This is a genomic window from Mycetocola sp. Y442, assembly GCF_056898615.1.
In genome coordinates this window covers 1,022,789-1,040,060 of the sequence record NZ_JBXHBV010000001.1, presented here as the reverse complement: position 1 = coordinate 1,040,060, position 17,272 = coordinate 1,022,789, and the positions used below count along the sequence as shown (strand labels likewise).

15 protein-coding genes are annotated in these 17,272 nt (G+C 65.4%); 9 read left to right on the top strand and 6 right to left on the bottom strand.

Going from position 1 to position 17,272, the window contains the following annotated elements:
• Nucleotides 1-236 precede the first annotated feature (236 nt).
• Nucleotides 237-797 carry a dihydrofolate reductase family protein gene (locus tag AC1X6S_RS04955; protein ID WP_483404665.1) on the top strand — a complete coding sequence of 187 codons (561 nt, stop codon included), beginning with the start codon at nt 237-239 and terminating at the stop codon, nt 795-797.
• 30 nt (nt 798-827) lie between these two features.
• Here the strand turns inward: AC1X6S_RS04955 and AC1X6S_RS04950 are convergent, their stop codons facing one another.
• Complete coding sequence (locus AC1X6S_RS04950) at nt 828-1,730, bottom strand: NADP-dependent oxidoreductase (protein WP_483404664.1); 903 nt, start codon at nt 1,728-1,730, stop codon at nt 828-830.
• Between the two features lie 103 nt (nt 1,731-1,833).
• On the opposite strand from AC1X6S_RS04950, the gene AC1X6S_RS04945 reads away from it, so the two are divergent.
• Complete coding sequence (locus AC1X6S_RS04945; RefSeq protein ID WP_483404663.1) at nt 1,834-2,337, top strand: MarR family winged helix-turn-helix transcriptional regulator; 504 nt, start codon at nt 1,834-1,836, stop codon at nt 2,335-2,337.
• Here the strand turns inward: AC1X6S_RS04945 and AC1X6S_RS04940 are convergent.
• Both AC1X6S_RS04940 and AC1X6S_RS04935 read right to left on the bottom strand, forming a co-directional pair.
• Entirely contained in the window at nt 2,334-3,119 is a 786-nt protein-coding gene (locus AC1X6S_RS04940) for an alpha/beta fold hydrolase (RefSeq protein WP_483404662.1), read from the bottom strand. The genes AC1X6S_RS04945 and AC1X6S_RS04940 overlap by 4 nt on opposite strands.
• Before the next feature lie 46 nt (nt 3,120-3,165).
• Nucleotides 3,166-4,191, bottom strand: coding sequence for a zinc-dependent alcohol dehydrogenase family protein (locus tag AC1X6S_RS04935; protein WP_483404661.1), 1,026 nt, complete (start codon nt 4,189-4,191; stop codon nt 3,166-3,168).
• Between the two features lie 202 nt (nt 4,192-4,393).
• On the opposite strand from AC1X6S_RS04935, the gene AC1X6S_RS04930 reads away from it, so the two are divergent.
• Nucleotides 4,394-4,873, top strand: coding sequence for a nucleotidyltransferase domain-containing protein (locus AC1X6S_RS04930; RefSeq protein WP_483404660.1), 480 nt, complete (start codon nt 4,394-4,396; stop codon nt 4,871-4,873).
• Nucleotides 4,874-4,967: 94 nt separating this feature from the next.
• Here AC1X6S_RS04930 and AC1X6S_RS04925 read toward each other — a convergent pair whose 3' ends face one another.
• Nucleotides 4,968-5,960: a CPBP family intramembrane glutamic endopeptidase gene (locus tag AC1X6S_RS04925; protein WP_483404659.1), complete on the bottom strand. Its 993-nt coding sequence runs from the start codon at nt 5,958-5,960 to the stop codon at nt 4,968-4,970.
• A gap of 177 nt (nt 5,961-6,137) precedes the next feature.
• Between AC1X6S_RS04925 and nhaA the strand changes: the two genes are divergently transcribed.
• Both nhaA and AC1X6S_RS04915 read left to right on the top strand, forming a co-directional pair.
• Entirely contained in the window at nt 6,138-8,021 is a 1,884-nt protein-coding gene (nhaA, locus tag AC1X6S_RS04920) for a Na+/H+ antiporter NhaA (protein ID WP_483404658.1), read from the top strand.
• Between the two features lie 96 nt (nt 8,022-8,117).
• Nucleotides 8,118-8,957, top strand: a complete 840-nt coding sequence (locus tag AC1X6S_RS04915) for a class I SAM-dependent methyltransferase (protein WP_483404657.1) — start codon at nt 8,118-8,120, stop codon at nt 8,955-8,957.
• 7 nt (nt 8,958-8,964) lie between these two features.
• On the opposite strand, the gene AC1X6S_RS04910 is transcribed toward AC1X6S_RS04915, so the two are convergent.
• Together AC1X6S_RS04910 and AC1X6S_RS04905 are read right to left on the bottom strand one after the other, a co-directional pair.
• On the bottom strand, nt 8,965-10,662 hold the full coding sequence (locus AC1X6S_RS04910; protein ID WP_483404656.1) for a bifunctional 3'-5' exonuclease/DNA polymerase: 1,698 nt from the start codon (nt 10,660-10,662) through the stop codon (nt 8,965-8,967).
• A 63-nt stretch (nt 10,663-10,725) separates the two neighbouring features.
• Nucleotides 10,726-12,870 (bottom strand): hypothetical protein, encoded by a 2,145-nt coding sequence (locus AC1X6S_RS04905; protein WP_483404655.1) that lies wholly within the window; start codon nt 12,868-12,870, stop codon nt 10,726-10,728.
• Nucleotides 12,871-12,999: 129 nt separating this feature from the next.
• On the opposite strand from AC1X6S_RS04905, the gene AC1X6S_RS04900 reads away from it, so the two are divergent.
• The 4 genes from AC1X6S_RS04900 (at nt 13,000) to AC1X6S_RS04885 (ending at nt 17,239) form a co-directional block, all read left to right on the top strand.
• On the top strand, nt 13,000-14,250 hold the full coding sequence (locus AC1X6S_RS04900) for an amino acid deaminase/aldolase (protein ID WP_483404654.1): 1,251 nt from the start codon (nt 13,000-13,002) through the stop codon (nt 14,248-14,250).
• Nucleotides 14,247-15,560, top strand: coding sequence for a D-arabinono-1,4-lactone oxidase (locus AC1X6S_RS04895; protein WP_483404653.1), 1,314 nt, complete (start codon nt 14,247-14,249; stop codon nt 15,558-15,560). Before AC1X6S_RS04900 ends, AC1X6S_RS04895 begins: the two co-directional genes overlap by 4 nt.
• Nucleotides 15,561-15,682: 122 nt before the next feature.
• Nucleotides 15,683-16,249 carry a LemA family protein gene (locus tag AC1X6S_RS04890; RefSeq protein ID WP_108391541.1) on the top strand — a complete coding sequence of 189 codons (567 nt, stop codon included), beginning with the start codon at nt 15,683-15,685 and terminating at the stop codon, nt 16,247-16,249.
• A 105-nt stretch (nt 16,250-16,354) separates the two neighbouring features.
• Nucleotides 16,355-17,239 carry a M48 family metallopeptidase gene (locus AC1X6S_RS04885; RefSeq protein ID WP_483404652.1) on the top strand — a complete coding sequence of 295 codons (885 nt, stop codon included), beginning with the start codon at nt 16,355-16,357 and terminating at the stop codon, nt 17,237-17,239.
• Nucleotides 17,240-17,272 lie beyond the last annotated feature (33 nt).

Genomic DNA, 17,272 nt, shown 5'->3' with positions numbered 1-17,272 from the left:
CTCTGTGGGACGGCCACAGCGTCAGCGACGTCCTCGACCGATTGCGCGCGCATCTCGAGATTTCAAGCGACGTCTCCACTTAATCCGGCGGCCCGTGGCCACGTGGGATCCGTGCGCTGACACTGCCGTTAAACGGCGGGCTCGATTATCCTCGGCGATGAGCAGTTCAAGCAAAAACTGGTCTGGCTGAGCGTCGGTCCGGCGAAGCATGCAGCGCATCAATGGAGAGCAACGAGATGAGACCGCTTCGATACTCGATCAACGTCACACTCGATGGCTGCTGCCATCACGAGGCAGGGCTCCCGCCGGACGAGGAGTCGATGCGCTACTGGACCACTGAGATGGAGCGAGCCGACGCCCTGCTGTTCGGCCGGGTGACCTACGAAATGATGGAGTCGGCGTGGCGGAAGCCGGCCACTGGCATGTGGCCTGACTGGATGGATGACTGGGAGAAGCCATTCGCCGAGACCATGGACCGGGCGAAGAAGTACGTCGTGTCGAGCACGCTGAGCGGAGTCGATTGGAATGCTGAGCTGGTGCAAGGCGACCTGGCACAAGAGGTTCAGCGGCTCAAGCAAGAGCCAGGCGAGGGCTTGTGGGTTGGTGGCGTGACACTTCCCTTGGCATTGGCAGACCTGGGGTTGATCGACGAGTACGAGTTCCTGGTGCAACCGGTCCTTGCCGGCCACGGCCCGACGCTGCTCGCCGGTCTGCGCGAGCACATCCAGCTCGAGCTCGTAAATCGCCACGAGTTCCGCTCGGGGGCGGTCGCCCTTCGATTCCGACCACGCGAGTAATTCGCCCGTCGGGCCGAGACATCCGGCCGCTCAGGGCAGTGTGACAACGACCTTGCCCGTGCCGCTCTCGGCCTGCGTGTGCGCCGCGACGACGTCAGCGAGGGAGAATTCGTGGTCGACGCGGGGCATGTACAACCCGTCTTGCCCGAGCGCGGCTGCGTATCGCAGGAGGGCCGAGTCGTTGCGGGCGTCGATTTTCCTGAGGCCGAGTTGCGCGGCCCCCTGGTCGTCGATGACGGTCACGACCTGCGAGGTGTCGCCGACGATGCTCAGCAGATCCGACAGTGAGTCGGACGGGGCTGAATGCAGGACTGCGTCCACGCCGTCTGGCGCGAGGGCGGCGACGCGCTCAGCGAGACCCGGGCCATACGTCGTCGGGGTAACACCGAGCGACTCCAGGAACGGATGGTTGCTCTCGCTCCCCGTGCCGATGACGGTGGCGCCGGCGGCGAGGGCGAATGCTGCGGCTGCGCTGCCCACGGCGCCTGAAGCGCCCTCGATGAGGAACGTCTTACCGTTCAGGTCGCCCAAAGCGTCCATAACGCCCGCGGCGGTGGCGGACGCGAGCCCCGCGGCGGCGGCCTGCGCCGTCGACCAACTGTCAGGGACGGCGCTCCAGGCAGTCAGGACCGCAAACTCGGCGGTGGTGTCGCTGACTCCGCCAAGGCCGAACACGACGTCACCGACCTGTGTGCCCGTTACACCCGGACCGATTTCGTCGACGACACCTGCGGCGTCCCTGCCAGGGATCGCGGGCAGGGACAGGGGCAGGAACGGCGCGAGATGACCGGCCCGCAGGAGAACGTCGATGGGATTAACGCTCGTGGCGTGCACTCTGATTCGAACCGAGCCCTCGGCGGCATGAGGTTCCGGCGCGTCCTCGACGGCGAGAACGCTGGGGGCTCCGTACGAGTGGAAACGGGCAGCGCGCATAGGAGTTCTGCTTTCTGGTGGGAACGATGCAGCAGATACTTGCTGCGGAAAGGAACTCTATACCGGAATTACTTTCCGTGGCAAGCAAAGGTAGTATGTGATCATGTCTGAAGCAGATCACCTCTCTCCGCAGCAGGACCGAACGTGGTCGCTTTTGGTGGGCGTCATGATGTGGTTGCCGGCGGAGCTGGATACCTATCTGGAGCGGTCCGCGCAACTCAGCCACGCTGAGTACGGGGTGCTGCGCTGCTTGTCAGTCAGCGAGGACCGCGAAGTCCACATGAGCCGCCTGGCTGCCACCGCCAGCGTGACACCGTCGCACCTGTCCCGGATCGTCGGCCGGTTGGAGAAACGCAACCTCCTCACCCGCAGCGCGGACCCGGTGGACGCGCGCAAGACCCGTGCACGGTTGACGCAGTCAGGGGCGCGCCTTGTCACCGAGGTGGAGCCCGGATACGCCGCGGAAGTCCGTGCCCGGGTGTTCGAGCTTCTCGAGAACCGGCAGACCGAGCAACTGGAGGACCTCGCCGAAGCGATCCTCACGCCGCTCCGACCGGAGTGCGTGGATCTCCTGCCGCCTCGATCAGCGCGCTCAGAGTCCCGCTAGCTATCCCGCCGGATTCTTGTGAGCCAGTCCGCGACGAGGGCCGAACACAGGTCGCGCTGTTCCAGAAGGATGTTGTGACCTGCGGCATCGAGCGTGGCGAACGACGCACGCGGGTAGTGATCGAGCCGGTTCCAGGCATCCGTATAACCGACCACGTCGTCCTGCCGGCCGGTGATGTGCAACGTGGGCTGGACGAAGGGTTCGGGGTGGGCGTCTTCGGGTTCGCGGTCGAAAGAGTAGTGTTCCGCAATGCGATCGAGGGCACGATGATCGGCGCCGTCGAGGCCGGGCAAAATGTGCTGCAGGAACGCTCGTGCGTCATCCGTCGATTCGACGACGGCGTCCTCCCGGTACTGGTCCAGCGCTCGACCGAGAAGCGGCACGATGCGGGGGTCCTCTGTCAGCACCGTTCGCGGCGGCACGGTTCGTTCGCCGCGCTGTGCGATGAAGACGCCCGCTATGGTGGCCAGTCCGAGAACCTGCTGCCGGAGTTCGTGAGCGACGTAGCGGGCGATCATCCCTCCGAATGAGTTCCCCAGGATGGCAAACGGCTCATCTCCGACGCGGGCACGGATTTCCTCGGTCACCGCGGCCGCGACGTCCTGGGAGCTGCGCACCGCCCCCGCCGGCGACCGGGTTGCGCCGGGGAGATCGAGGTACAGGCGCTGCCACTGTCCGGAGCGCTCGAACGTCGGCTCCAGTGGAAGTAAGGATCGATGATCCAGACCGAATCCGTGGAGGAGCACTACCGGGTTGCCGGTACCTGTCTCATGAGCAAACACGACTCGACACTAGCGGTGAACGCTCGGGTTGCAGCACCCGGAGCCGTCAGAAGGTGAGAAGGACTTTGGTCGCTCGGCGTTCGTCCATCGCCCGGTAGCCCTCGGCCGCATCTTCGATCGGGAGCGTGAGATCGAACACCTTCCCCGGGTCGATGCTGCGGTCCCAGATCAGCTGGATGAGGTCGGGAAGGTAGTGGCGAACCGGGGCCGGACCACCGTGCAGATGAACGCTGCTGAAGAACAGTTGTAAGCCGTCGAGCTCGACTCCGTGCGAGACACCGACGTATCCGACGTAGCCTCCCGGGCGCGTACTGTGAATCGCCTGCCACATTGATTCCTGGGTCCCAACCGCCTCTGCCGTGCCATGGGCGCCATAACCTTCGGTGAGTTCCTTGACCCTGGCCGCACCGGCGTCGCCCCGTTCTTCCACGATGTCGGTTGCACCGAAGGCGGTGGCCAGGTTCTGACGGTCGGGATGACGGCTGAACGCGATGATCCGCTCCGCTCCGAGCAGTTTCGCCGCGAGGATCGCCGAAAGGCCAACCGCACCGTCACCGACCACGGCAATGCTCCTGCCGGGTCCGGCACCAGCCGCGGTCGCGGCATACCAACCGGTGCCAAGCACGTCCGACGCGGCCAGCAGCGACGGGATGAGGTCACCGTCCGGCTGGCCAGGGGTGGCGACCAGGGTTCCATCGGCCAGCGGAATGCGCGCGAGTTCGGCCTGGGTGCCGATTGATCCCATCATCACGTTGTGTATGCATCTCGACTGGTACCCGGCCAGGCAGATGTCACAGGTGTTGTCGGATGCCACGAACGAACCGACGACGAAGTCACCGACCCTGACGTTTTTCACGGCCGACCCGATCTGCTCGACGACGCCAACGTATTCGTGCCCCATCGCCTGGGGAGTGGTGAAAAGGGGCTCCTCGCCGCGGTATGGCCAGAGGTCGGAACCGCAGATGCACGTAGCGGACAATCGGATGACTGCGTCGGTTGGCTCAATAATCCGGGGTGGCTCGCGCTCTTCGGTTCGAACATCTCCTGGTCCATACATCATTACGCCACGCATACCGTCTCCTCTGTTCCAACGAGTCGTGGCCTCAGTAAAAGGCGCGACCCGCTTGTGGGGAAGGGCCCTTTGTGAGGTCGATGGGAGCGCGGAGTCCGGCGGCCGCGCCTCGCTGCGTGACACCGTGACGCCGCACCACTCGCCTTCCGGATCCGTTGCCGGTAGACCTGTGGGCAGGAGTGTCGACAGATGGGGCGAGGTAATGCGCGGTAACGACGTCGTCGCACTCTTCCAATCGGTCGCGCAGGCGGGGATCAGCGTGTGGGCTGCAGGGGGCTGGGCGGTCGATGCGGCAGTGGGTCGGCAGACCCGCGAGCACGGCGATCTGGACCTCGCTGTCGATGCCCGCCACCTTCGCGCGCTTCTCTCGCTCCTCACCGGCGAGGGTTTCGTCACGACCGTCGACTGGTTACCCTCACGACTCGAGCTCACCGCAGTCGACGGAAGACGAGTGGACCTGCATCCTGTCGAGTTCGCGCCCGACAACAGCGGGGTCCAGAGGGGGCTCGCGGGCACGAGCTTTGTGTACACCGCGGACGGATTCACGACGGGAACCGTCGAAGGGGTCACTGTGCCGTGTCTCTCCGTCGAGCAGCAGTTGCGTTTCCGTCAGGGGTACCAGCCGCGACAGGTTGACGTGCACGACTTGAGGATTCTCAACGAGCTGAAATCTGAGCGCTGAATCGCTCGGCGAGCGACACACGCCCGTTACATTGAGCACATGGAGATCATTTTCGTTGGGATCGTACTGGTAATCGTCGGTACGGCGATCAGCGTCACCGGTTCCTTGCGACGGATAGCGGATGCGACGGAGAAGACGGCAACGGATGTGGAGACACTGCTGTCGGAGTTCCGAAGAGCCGATCAGCGTCGCTGAGGGTTGTGGCCTGGCGTCGGTGCCTAAAGCTCGTCACTGATCCGCCCCCTGCGCACCCGATCGAGAATCCCGCGACAACCGGGGCCAACGCGAACGGGACGACGCCGAGCGCGGCGATTGCGAACCAGCCGCTGACGTCGGTGACGGTGAGCGTGGCCCATTGCTCGCCGAGCGCCCACTGGGCACACAGTTGAAACATCGCGTGGAACCCGATGGTGGCGAAGACAGTCCCCGTGACGTGGCGCAGGTAGCCCAGCGTCAGTGAGAAGACAAAGAACAGCAGCACGCGGTCGAGAGTCGGCGCCGCACCGACGATGATGCCGGCTACGCAGAACAGTACGGCCTGAACGACGATCGTCAGCGAGATCGGCAGGCGCTCGGACAACACCCGGAACAGGTATCCGCGAAAAATCAACTCTTCGGGAATTGCTTCGTAAAGGATCACGAGCGCCAGAATGACCAGCCCCTGGCCGAGCACCATGAGCGGGGTTCCGGTCACCTCCAGTTGGGCGAGATTGAATCCGACTACGACGGATGTGGCGAGGGCGAACGGGACGAGATAGCTGAGCGCCCCGACCGACAGAGCCCAGAGTGCCCCTTTCCGGTAGCCCAGCTCGTAGTCCGAGGGCTGTGTTCGCTCCCAACGCAACAGCGCGGCGAGTCCTACGACGACCAGGACGAGGGTGAGTCCCGCACGAACGATGTGCGAGAAAAACGAATATTCCGGCCCGAACAGTGCGTCAGCGGCGATCCTGACTGACAGCCAGGCCAGGCACGCCAACAGGAACCCCGCGGTGATCCGCGCCCACCAGGGCCTGGGTGACAGCGTCGGAGGCCTGTCGCTGCCTTCCGCGGAATGGGGCGACAGCGGGGATGCACGCTCGGTGGGCATATTCTCGTATCCTTCGTCGTTGCGCCCATCATGACGGAACAGAAAGGGCCTCGGAAAGGGTTCTTTCCTGGTCGCCACAACACGGGTCGCAGTTGCGCGCCCGTTCAGTCGGGTCTATAACTGGGCACATCGTCACCAAAGTCGCACCCAGCCCGTCTTGTCGGAAGGGATATGGCTATGTCGAACCTGACAATAATCGAACAGTCTCCGGATCCCGAACAAAGCAAACTTGACGGGCGGCGACCTTCGATAGCGGAACGCATCCGCTCCATGGGGCAAGTCAGGGTCGGCGCGTTCCTGCTCCTCGGCGCGACGGTCGCCGCTCTCGCGTGGGCCAACCTCTCACACGGGTCTTACGACGGATTCTGGGACACGCACCTTACGCTGAGCGTCGGGGATCTTCAGCTGGACTTCACGCTTCACGCGCTTGTCAACGACGCCCTGATGGCGATTTTCTTTTTCTCGGTCGGCCTCGAGGTGCGGCGGGAATTCACGATCGGCGAATTGACAACGTGGTCGCGTGCCGTTGTGCCCGTGGTGGCGGCGCTCGCCGGTTTGACGCTGCCGGCGCTCCTGTTCGTGCTGGTGAGCGCGGGATCGGGGTACGAGCAGGCCTGGGGAATCGTGATCTCCACAGACACCGCTTTCCTCGTCGGTGCGCTCGCGCTGATCGGTCCGAAGGCACCGGGACGATTGAGGGTTTTCCTGCTGGCGCTGGCCGTCGTCGACGACATTGGAGCGCTCAGCATCATCGCCCTCGTCTACACGGATAATTTCAACCCGGTGCCGCTCCTGATCGCCGCGGTCGGTCTCACGGCGGTCTACTTCACCAGATACCTGCAGAGTGCCCGCGGCCTCGTCTATGGTTCACTCGCCATCGCCGTGTGGTTGGCGTTCCTCGCTTCGGGCGTGCATCCCACTCTCGCCGGGGTCGCGATCGCGCTCCTGGTACCGGTGTACCGGCCGGACCGCCGCGAAGTGGAGCACGCGCTTGATCTCGCACGAACCTTCCGGCAGTCACCCAGCTCGGAGTACGCGAGGGCCGCTGCCAACAGCCTGCGCGAGTCGATCTCGATCAACGAGAGACTTCAGTCGAGCACCGCGCCGTACATCGCGTACGTCGTCCTTCCACTCTTCGCCCTGGCGAACGCCGGTGTGCAGCTGAACCCGGAGATCCTTGCTGCAGCTGCCATGTCGCAGGTGACGTGGGGCATCATCATCGGGCTTGTCGTGGGGAAAATGGTCGGCGTCTTCGGTTCGACCGCCCTCATGCGTCTTCTTCGGGTCGGCGAGTTCGGCCCAGGACTGACCCTCGACCGCCTGGCGGGAGGCGGTGCCCTCAGCGGGATCGGTTTTACCATCTCTCTCTTCATCGTCGCCCTCGCGATCGACGAAGAGGCCGTGCAAAACGAAGCTCGTGTCGGCGTGCTTACGGCATCCGTTATCGCTTTTATTCTCGGCGCCTTGATTTTCCGGATCTCTGATCGTCTCCACCCGTCGGAAGAGATCGGTCGCACGCTGGTGCGCCCGGTCGACCCCAGGCGTGACCACATCTTCGGTCCCGCAGATGCACCCTTCACGCTGGTCGAGTACGGTGACTTCCAGTGCGGGTTCTGCCTTAAGGCCACGGGCTCAGTTGAAGAGGTGCATCGCGAACTTGAAGGCCGCTTTCGCTACGTATGGCGTCACGCTCCCTTGACCCGTTACCACCCGAACGCCCTGGCTGCGGCGGAAGCGGCCGAGGCGGCCGGGCTGCAGGGGAAGTTCTTCGAGTTTGAGCGGAGCCTGTTCAGCGATCAGGAAAACCAGCTTCCGTCACACATCATCCGGCGTGCCCAGGAGCTCGGCCTGGACGTCGAGCGGTTCGAAAGGGACCTGCGGTCCCCGGCGGTCGCTGCCCGGGTTCGTGACGACATGCTCGACGCCGAGGCGATGGACATTACCGCCGTCCCCACCTTCTTCGTCAACGGTCGTCGCCACACCGGCCCGTACGACGCCCAATCCCTCATCCGGGCCCTCGAGCAGAGCGCTCAGGAACCGCAGCCTGGCTCCCTGGGCTAACCGACCCTGGCCTCTCCAGAAACTGGTATTTGCGACCCGTGCGGACCGGTGGTGCCCGGCGTAGACTCACGCGCACCAGATCGTGAGGAGGCGAGCGTGGACATCGAAGCGGCGGTAGCGGGGCACTACAGTTCGGGCCAGCTCGAGGATGTCATTCTCGAGGCGCTCCGTGAAGCCGGCTTCGATCCCGACCACTTGGATCCCGGTGACCTGTTTCCGGTCGACGAGCTGCACGTCGGGGGCGCCGTAGCGGCGCACGAGCTCGCGGAGGCTGCCGGTATCGCCCGAGGTATGAGCGTGCTCGATGTCGGGTGCGGCATCGGCGGGCCAGCCCGGCTCTTCGCCTCGCAGTTCGGGGCGGAGGTGGTCGGGGTAGATGTCACCGACGAATTCATCCGAACGGCGATCTCGTTGACCGAGCGCTGCGGGCTCGGCGACGCAGTGACCTTCATGACGGCAAGCGCGCTCGCCCTTCCATTCGAGGCGGAGGTCTTCGACCGCGCCACCCTCCTTCACGTTGGGATGAACATCGACGACAAAGCCCGGCTCTTCGCTGAGGCGTTCCGTGTGCTGAAGCGCGGGGGCGTGTTCGCTGTCTTCGATGTGATGCGCATGAGCGAGGGCGATGTCACTTATCCGCAGCCCTGGGCGTCGGATGCCGTCATCTCGTTCCTCGCGACACCGGTGTCGTACGGCGAATTGGGGGTCGCCGCCGGGTTCAGCGTGGGGGCCAGCCGGGACCGGCGTGAACTCGGCATCGAGTTCCTGACGAAGATGCAGAGGGCCGCAGCCCAGGGCGCGGACGCACCGGGGCCGCCCCGGCTCGGGCTCCCGCTCGTGCTCGGACCGGATGCCGGGAGGCGGGTGGGAAACTTGCTTACCGCCGTGCAGGCTGGTGTGCTCGCGCCGGTGGAGATCCTGTTCAGGAAGTCGTGAATGACGGCTATTTCGCCTGGTCGTAGCTCGAGACCGCAACGACGGTCAGCGCGAAGTTCACCGGAAAGCTGCCGAAGAGGAGACGGCCGGCGTCGTCCGCGGCCGAGGTAACGGCCTCCGCAACCGCGTCAGCCAGGTGTGCCGGGCTGTGCACGATCACTTCGTCGTGGAGGAAGAACGCGAGGTGAGGCTCGCCCCTTTCGTCGGCGAGTGCCCGAAGACGGATGCGAAGCCCTGCCATCCAGCAAAGCGCCCACTCCGCGGCCGTGCCCTGGGCGACGAAGTTGCGGGTGAACCTGCCCCAGTCTCTCGCCAGCTGCCGGGCGCGCCGCTCGTCGGCCGCGCCGGACTCGGACCCGGTCGCTGCGCGCTGTGCCGCCTGCCAGTCGGCACCGGGGTGTGGGGAGCTGCGGCCGAGCCACGTGCTCACCTGGTCGCCGCGTTCGCCTGACCGGGCGGCCTGTTCCACCAGTCCGATCGCCAGCGGATAGGCCCGCATGAGCTTCGGCATCAACCGCGCGCTCTCGCCCGTGGTCGCGCCGTAGAGCGCACCGAGCATCGCGAGCTTCGCATTCGCCCTCGTGTCGACGACCCCGGCGTCGACGAGTCCCTGGTAGAGGTCGCCCTGACGGCCAGCCGCAGCCATCTTCTCGTCGCGCGACATCGCGGCGATGATTCGCGGTTCCAGTTGCGCGGCATCCGCAACCACGAGGGTCCACCCCTCGTCGGCCATCACCGCGCCGCGGACCTGTGCCGGCAGCTGCAGTGCACCGCCGCCCCGGGTCGCCCAGCGGCCTGTAACGACACCACCGACCACGTACTCGGGGTGGAACCGTCCATTCCGCACCCAGGTGTCCATCCACGCCCATCCGTTGGCGGAGTTCAACCGTGAGAGCTTCTTGTATTCGAGCAGGGGTTCGACGACCGGATGCGTCTGCGAGCGAAGTTCCCATTTACTCGTGCTCGTGACCGAAAGGCCCGCACGTTTGAGGGCGCGCAGGAGGTCCTGCTGCGAGTCGGGGTTGAGCCCGGGGGATTCCAGGAGCGCGCGGATGGTGTCGGAGAGAGCCTCGAGCTTCTCAGGGCGCCCACCAAACAGAGGACGGGGTCCGAGAAGTTCCGTCAGCGCCCGGTCGTGGACATCGGCACGCCACGGCAACCCCCGTGCCCTCATCTCCTCTGCAATCAGTGCGCCGCTCGATTCCGCGGCGAGGAGGAGCTGCAGCCTGGCCGCCGCTGCCGGCTCGGTCTCGGCTATGACATCGAGGGTCGCACGCTGGAGCGCGTACTCCGCCACAGGGTCGCGACCCCTCGAGTCCCCGGGCTCGTCTGACGCGTCGGCGAGGTCGGTCATGTCGTCAAAGAGCATCGTTCCGACGGCGACCTGTTCGGCCGGTGAGTCGTCCCACGCATTGAGTGCTGCCCGGGCGAGGCCGGTATCGCGCGCCGCCTCGGCACGGCGGAGGATGCCGTGACACAACCGGAGGTCGTGGCAGCGCTCAACGGTGATCCCCGCGTTCAGCAGCACCGGATACCAGAGCGCGGTATCCTCCCACACCCAGCGGGGCCGGCTCTTTTCTCGCCGCGCAACTTCGGGAATGAACTCGTCGCGGGATAACGTCACTGCGCTCACCGTTGTACCCGACGAATCGACTTCGGTGAGGGTCACCCGGCCGGTGGGGGACCCGCCGAGCACGATGAACATGATCTCATTCTGCCGGTACCCGCCGACGCCGGTCGCCAGAGGGCGTTCGGGCGCGCGAGAGGGTCAGCCGGCGGAGAGATTCGGTGTGACGACCCGTCGCCACAGCCAGAGCGAGATTCCGACGGCCCCGAAGGTGAGGAGAACGACGAGGACAGCGATTGCCGCGACCTGCTCCTGCCATGCATCGAGCGTCGGACTGAGGAACGCGAAAAGCACGGTGAACACAACGAGGGCACTCGTGAACCAGGCTGGCCGCGACCAGTTGAGGACGGCCCGGCCACTCAAATCGCTGAGCGGAACCATCATGATCGCCGCCGAACCGAGGGCTGTCATCGCAACGATGTTGACCAGTTCAGCTGCGAACGAGCCCGCAAAACCAACGGGTGTTCCGATCAGTGTGGTTGCCAGCCAGGCCCCGAGACCGATCGCGAAAACCGCACCGATCCGGGCAAGGCCCAGCTGTCCGCGGTCCCGGCGGCTTCCGTTCTGCAACCCGACGACGAACAGCAGGCCGAACAGGAACGCTGGCTGGAGTTCCGCCACCCTGGAAACCAGAGCGAGAGCGGCGACGACCGGAAACGCGAGCAGCGACAGTCGCTGGGAGGGACTGCCGAGCCGGCGCCAGGCGGCAAATCGGATGGGGACCCAGGTGGCAGCAGCGTTGACGATGACCAGTGCCACCACGGATGCAACGAACACACGAAGGTAGACCGGCTGCCCGTCTACCGGGCGGGCAAAGAGCACGATTGCGCCGGCGACGCTGAGGGCAACGATGGTTCTGACCCTGGCGCCCGGCGATCCCAGGAGGGGATCGGGATCGTCGTGGGTTGGCGTGCGATTTCGTCCGGTGAGCGGAGCTCGGGCCGCGCCGTTCGCGCGCGGCCGCCCCTTCGTCAGCGTCGTCGCGAGCATGCGCGCGGGAACCAGCAGGAGGCCGATGGCCAGGATGGCGAGGAGAACGGCGCGGAGCCACGTGAGGTCGGTTCCCGGTCCGATCGCGCTCTTCACCGCTGTTGTGAATGGCGTCTTGTCTGCCCACAGTCCTTCGGGCGCTGGCGGCTGGGCAGGAATTGCGCCGGATTCAGTCGGCGCAGCGGATGGGACGGGCACCACCGGTGCGGGCGCCGGGCTCTGCGCGGGCGCGGTTGCCGGCGGACGCGAAGTCGATGGCGTCGACGCCGCTTGCCCGAATGAGATTTTCAGCGGAGGCGACCCGACGCCCGTGTTCGATGCGGCATCGCGTTGGTATGCCGTGATTGTCGCGTTCCCCGCAGGCATCGCCGCGCCAGTGCAACTCCACTGCCCGGCAGACACGAGCACGTCGGCGCAGAGCACGATATCGGCTCCGGATGCCGTCACCGCGAACACTGTGACTGTCGCCCCGGTTTCGCCGGTACCCGCGTACGCGGCCGGGCCGGCGGGAAGAGTTGCACCCGCCTCCGGCGTGGTTATTACGGGAGCGGGGGGTGGATCACGATCGAGCGTGACTCGCACCGGCTCGCTCGCCGCAGACCCGCCGGGGCCGCTGAACGGGGTGGACTGGGTAGCGCTCAGCCGCAGCACGCCGCTGGGGATCTCCGCCGGAAGCATGTATGCCCAGCTCCCGCCGCTCGACACTGGGGCTGTCCAGGATCGTCCGTCCGAAGTGCGCAGCGTCACCGTCGCTCCCGGGTAGCCCGACCCCTCGAGTAATCCACTCGAGAGCTCCGAGCTGCGGGAGTTGATGGTCGGAGGCAGGAGTACCCGAATCGGCGTGCTCGATGTCGACGGTTCGAATCCGGCCTGGAGCTGGACCGCCGTCAGCCTCACCGCCGGGCCCTGCGGGATCGAGGCCACGGTGCACGAGAAAGTCGTCGAATCGTCGGCGCGAACGATGCAGACGGGGTTGCCGCTGTCGCCGGCGTGCAGCTGGATCGTCGATCCGGCGGCCTTGGTGCCAGACACCGTAAACGGGACGGAGTCGATGAACTGACCGTCAACCGGAGAGATGAGTGTGACCGGGGCTGCAACGGGCGGCGGGGAGGGGGCGGGCGGCGCCGGCTCCGCGAACGCGGGCGCCGGGCCAAGGGCGGCGAAGAGCGAAAGGGTGAGCGAGACGACGATCGTCGCAACGAGTCGCGCGCGTCCCGACCCGGGGGATCGCGGAAGCCGCCCTGTCGACAACGCCGACGAGCCCCCCGGTTGCTGTGTTGCTGAAAAGATCCCCACCTTCCTCCCATTTGAAGCCGATTGCCCCGACAAGTCAACAGCGCCACACCCAGTTGGAGGGCCTTTCTCAGATTGTGCGGCATCCGATTCGCCGGGGTCGGCATACTGGGTATGACGGGGAGGATTCAGATGGCCATAACACTCTCTGCCAACGGGCGCGCAGAGAGCTCGCCCGCCCCCTGGCTCACCCCCGAACTGTTCTGGCCGGAAATCGACGCCGCGACGAGATCGATCGAGACTCCGTCGGGCGTGCTCCACCTTGGCGCGCTTCGGTTCAACGCCCACGACATGGTCCGCCGGGCAGGCGGAAAGCCGATCAGGGTGGCCACCAAATCCGTTCGCGTCCGTTCGGTCATTGATTCACTGCTGGCGACTGACGGGTATCGCGGTGTGCTCGCTTTTACCCTTCCAGAGGCGATCTGGCTCGCGGATGACATAGATGATGTCGTTGTCGGGTATCCGACCATGGACAGACAGGCCCTCGGCCAGCTCGCGTCCGATGAGAAGCTCGCTGCCCGGATCACGCTCATGGTGGACTCCGTCGAGCAACTGGACTTCATCGATGCCTGCATTCCCCCGAACGCGCGCGCTCGCATCCGGGTGTGCATCGAGTTCGATGTCGCGTGGCGGACGGCGGGTCCGCTCGGCACCATCGGGGTCCTGCGATCGCCGATCTGCACCGCCGCCGACGCTGAGCGTTTCGCGCGGGTCATCGTTCGCCGACCGGGATTCGAACTCGTCGGGATGATGGCGTACGAAGCGCAGATAGCCGGACTTGTCGACGACGTACCATCGCGGAATGCGCGCTCTGCGGGAATGCGGTGGCTGAAACAGCGGTCGATCGGTGAGCTCACCGAGCGTCGTGCCGACGCCGTCGCGGCGGTCCGCCGCGTTGCCGACCTCGAGTTCGTCAACGGGGGAGGGACCGGCTCGCTGGAATCGACGAGTGCCGACGATTCGGTGACGGAGATCGCGGCGGGGTCCGGACTGTTCGGCGGCCATCTCTTCGACGACTACAGAAACTTCAACCCAGCGCCGGCCGCGAGCTTTGCGTTGTCGGTCGTGCGGAAACCGAGGGAAGACACGGTGACCCTGCTCGGAGGGGGATGGGCGGCCTCCGGCCCGCCAGGGCGCGATCGCCTCCCGCGACCTGTCTGGCCCGAAGGGCTCAGTATGCTCCCGCGGGAGATGGCGGGTGAGGTCCAGACGCCGTTGGTCGGGCGCCGAGCGGCAGCGCTGCACCCCGGCGACCGGGTCTGGTTCCGGCACACTAAATCCGGCGAGCTGAGTGAGCACCTCAATTCCTTCTCCGTCGTCGACGGCGGTCGGATAATCGACACGCTGCCCACCTATCGGGGCGAGGGGAAGGCCTTTCTGTGACGGCAACCGGAGCCATGTGGCACAACTGGGCGCGGACCGAGAAGGTCGTGCCGCTACGAGTGGAGCGGCCGAGGACGACGGCGGCCCTGCAGCGCGCCGTCCGCGCCGCAGCGGGCAGCGGGATTCCCATCAAGGCGGTCGGGGCCGGGCATTCCTTCACGGGAATAGCAGTAGCCCCCGGCATCCAGCTCGAACTTGAGGACCTGAGCGGGTTGAGCGGAGAGCCGACGGGCGACGGGCTCGTCACCTTCCTGGCCGGTACGCGACTGCACGACATCCCTCGGCTGCTCGCGCCGTACGGACTGGCGATGGAGAACCTCGGTGACATTGCTGCGCAGAGCATCAGCGGTGCAATCTCCACCGGCACGCACGGCACCGGTGCGCGGTTCGGCGGCATCGCCGGCCAGGTGCGCGGGGTGGTTATGGTTACGGCATCCGGTGACCTGCTCGAGATCAACCGCGACTCTCACGCCGACCTGCTTCCCGGCGTTGCACTCGGCCTCGGGGCACTCGGCATCCTCGCCGAGATTACGGTCCAGTGCGTGCCTCGCTTCGTGCTGCACGCTGTCGAGCGACCGGAGCCGCTCGACGACGTGCTTGACACCGTGCTCGACAGGGCCGCGGCCGCCGACCACTTCGAGTTCTACTGGTTTCCGCACACCCGGACGGCGCTGACCAAGACCAACACCCGCATGCCATCCGGGACGCAGGCGAAACCGCTCGGCCGCGTGTCCCGATTCGTGGATGAAACGGTGCTGGCCAACGGCGTCTACCGCGTGACCTGTGCGACTGCTGTCGTCGTGCCTGCCATCATCCCTCGCGTGAATCTCCTGGCGGACAAGCTCACGGGAAACCGGACGTTCACCGATGTGTCCCACCGGGTCTTCACGACCAGGCGGACCGTCAAGTTTCGCGAAATGGAATATGGCATCCCCGCTGAGCTCGTCCCCGCAGCGGTCCGCGATATCGAGGCGCTCATCGAACGCAAGGGATGGCGGATCAGCTTCCCCATCGAGGTGCGATTCGCCGCGGCCGACGAACTGTGGCTGTCGACCGCGTACGGCCGCGCGACCGGCTACATCGCCGTGCACAAGTACTACCGCGAGCGCTCGACGGCATACTTTTCCGCGGTCGAGTCGATCCTCCGTGGCTACGGCGGACGGCCGCACTGGGGAAAGATCCACAGCCAGAATGCCGCCGATCTCGCTGAGAGTTACCCGCACTTCGGTGACTTCCTGGCAGCGCGCGATCGGCTGGACCCGCGCCGGCTGTTCAGCAACCCGTATCTGGAGAGGGTGCTCGGTGCCTGAACGTCCCCGCCGAGGATTTGCCCTGAAAGAGGGCGGATCGTCGGGCCCGGGACAGACGGTCACCGGTAGAATAGAGAGACCAGTCGAGTTCGAACCGCTAGCAAACCTTTAGGAGCACACGCATGGAATGGCTCATTCCTGTACTCATCATCGTCGCGCTGGCGGTTATCGTCGGCATTTACTTCTGGGTCACCTACAACTCACTGGTGTCTCTGAACGTACGCGTTGACGAGGCGTGGAGCGACATCACGGTTCAGCTCAAGCGCCGTGCCGACCTTATCCCCAACCTGATCGAGTCGGTCAAGGGATACGCGGCTCACGAGAAGGCCGTCTTCGAGAATGTGACGCGCGCGAGGGCCGAAACGCTCTCTGCGCAGGGTCCGCACGATGCATCCGCCGCTGAGAACCACATGCAGCAGGCCCTCAAGTCGATTTTTGCCGTGGCCGAGGCCTACCCGCAGTTGCAGGCGAGCCAGAACTACCTGCAGCTTCAGGGTGAGCTGGTCGACACCGAAGACAAGATCCAGGCCTCTCGCCGGTTCTACAACGGTGGCGTTCGCGAACTCAACACGAAGATCAAGGTCTTCCCGAACAACCTCATCGCAAAGAACCTCGGATTCAGCGAACGCGAGTTCTTCGAGGTCACTGACAACGCAGCGATCGCCGAGCCGCCTCGCGTGCAGTTCTAGCGAAGCAAGACTTTATCCTCACAGGGGCTCGGGCGCGGCGGAAGCTGCGCGCTCGAGCCTTTGTTGTATCCACTGACTTTGTCGTATCCGTTGAAAGGACACTGAATGTACAGGGCGATCCGTAAGAACAAGGTGAACACAGTGCTCATCATCCTGTTCTTTCTGCTGATCATCGGCGGACTCGGAGCCCTGGCCGGGTATGTCTACAACAGCCCGAGCATCACGGTACTGACCCTCGTCGGTGCGACGCTGTATGCCGTCTTCCAGTACTTCTTCGCCGCGAGCCAGACCATCGCCATGAGCGGTGGGCGCGAGATCGAGAAGCGGGACAACCCGCGGCTCTACCGGATCGTGGAGAACCTCGCGATCACGACCGGTTCGCCGATGCCGAAGGTCTATCTCATCGATGACCCCGCGCCGAACGCCTTCGCCACCGGTCGCGACCCGGAACATGCGTCGGTAGCCGCCACGACGGGGCTGCTCGAGATTCTCACTGATTCCGAGCTTGAGGGAGTCATGGCCCACGAGCTGGGACACGTGCGCAACTATGACATCAGGGTCTCGATGATCGTCTTCGGTCTCGTGGTTGCCGTTGGTTTTATCGCCGACATGTTCCTTCGCCTCGCGTGGTTTGGCGGGGGCAACCGCAACAACAACTCGGGCGGTAACCCGATCGTGCTGATCTTCGGGCTCGTCGCCATGATCATCGCGCCGTTGCTCGCGAGCCTCGTCCAACTGGCTGTTTCTCGCCAGCGCGAGTACCTCGCCGACGCGACAGCGGCGCTGACGACGCGGCACCCGGATGCCCTCGCGAGCGCGTTGCAGAAGCTTGAGGCGTACGGCAGGCCGATGAGGCGCCAGAACACGTCGATGGCACACCTGTGGATCGCAGACCCGGCAAAGCCGAGCAGGGTCGAGCGCCTGTTCTCGACGCACCCGCCGATTGCGGACCGGGTCGCCCGACTTCGCGAAATCGGCGGCGGTTTCTAACGCCGCTCACAGAAAAAGACGGGACGAGCCTTT

What these genes read in the sequence shown, in the direction of transcription:
- AC1X6S_RS04955 (WP_483404665.1), top strand. Translation starts at nt 237, where the DNA reads ATGAGACCGCTTCGATACTCGATCAACGTCACACTCGATGGCTGCTGC.
- AC1X6S_RS04890 (WP_108391541.1), top strand. Translation starts at nt 15,683, where the DNA reads ATGGAATGGCTCATTCCTGTACTCATCATCGTCGCGCTGGCGGTTATC.
- AC1X6S_RS04930 (WP_483404660.1), top strand. Translation starts at nt 4,394, where the DNA reads ATGCGCGGTAACGACGTCGTCGCACTCTTCCAATCGGTCGCGCAGGCG.
- AC1X6S_RS04945 (WP_483404663.1), top strand. Translation starts at nt 1,834, where the DNA reads ATGTCTGAAGCAGATCACCTCTCTCCGCAGCAGGACCGAACGTGGTCG.
- AC1X6S_RS04925 (WP_483404659.1), bottom strand. Translation starts at nt 5,960, where the DNA reads ATGCCCACCGAGCGTGCATCCCCGCTGTCGCCCCATTCCGCGGAAGGC.
- AC1X6S_RS04900 (WP_483404654.1), top strand. Translation starts at nt 13,000, where the DNA reads ATGGCCATAACACTCTCTGCCAACGGGCGCGCAGAGAGCTCGCCCGCC.
- AC1X6S_RS04935 (WP_483404661.1), bottom strand. Translation starts at nt 4,191, where the DNA reads ATGCGTGGCGTAATGATGTATGGACCAGGAGATGTTCGAACCGAAGAG.
- AC1X6S_RS04950 (WP_483404664.1), bottom strand. Translation starts at nt 1,730, where the DNA reads ATGCGCGCTGCCCGTTTCCACTCGTACGGAGCCCCCAGCGTTCTCGCC.
- AC1X6S_RS04885 (WP_483404652.1), top strand. Translation starts at nt 16,355, where the DNA reads ATGTACAGGGCGATCCGTAAGAACAAGGTGAACACAGTGCTCATCATC.
- nhaA (WP_483404658.1), top strand. Translation starts at nt 6,138, where the DNA reads ATGTCGAACCTGACAATAATCGAACAGTCTCCGGATCCCGAACAAAGC.
- AC1X6S_RS04910 (WP_483404656.1), bottom strand. Translation starts at nt 10,662, where the DNA reads ATGTTCATCGTGCTCGGCGGGTCCCCCACCGGCCGGGTGACCCTCACC.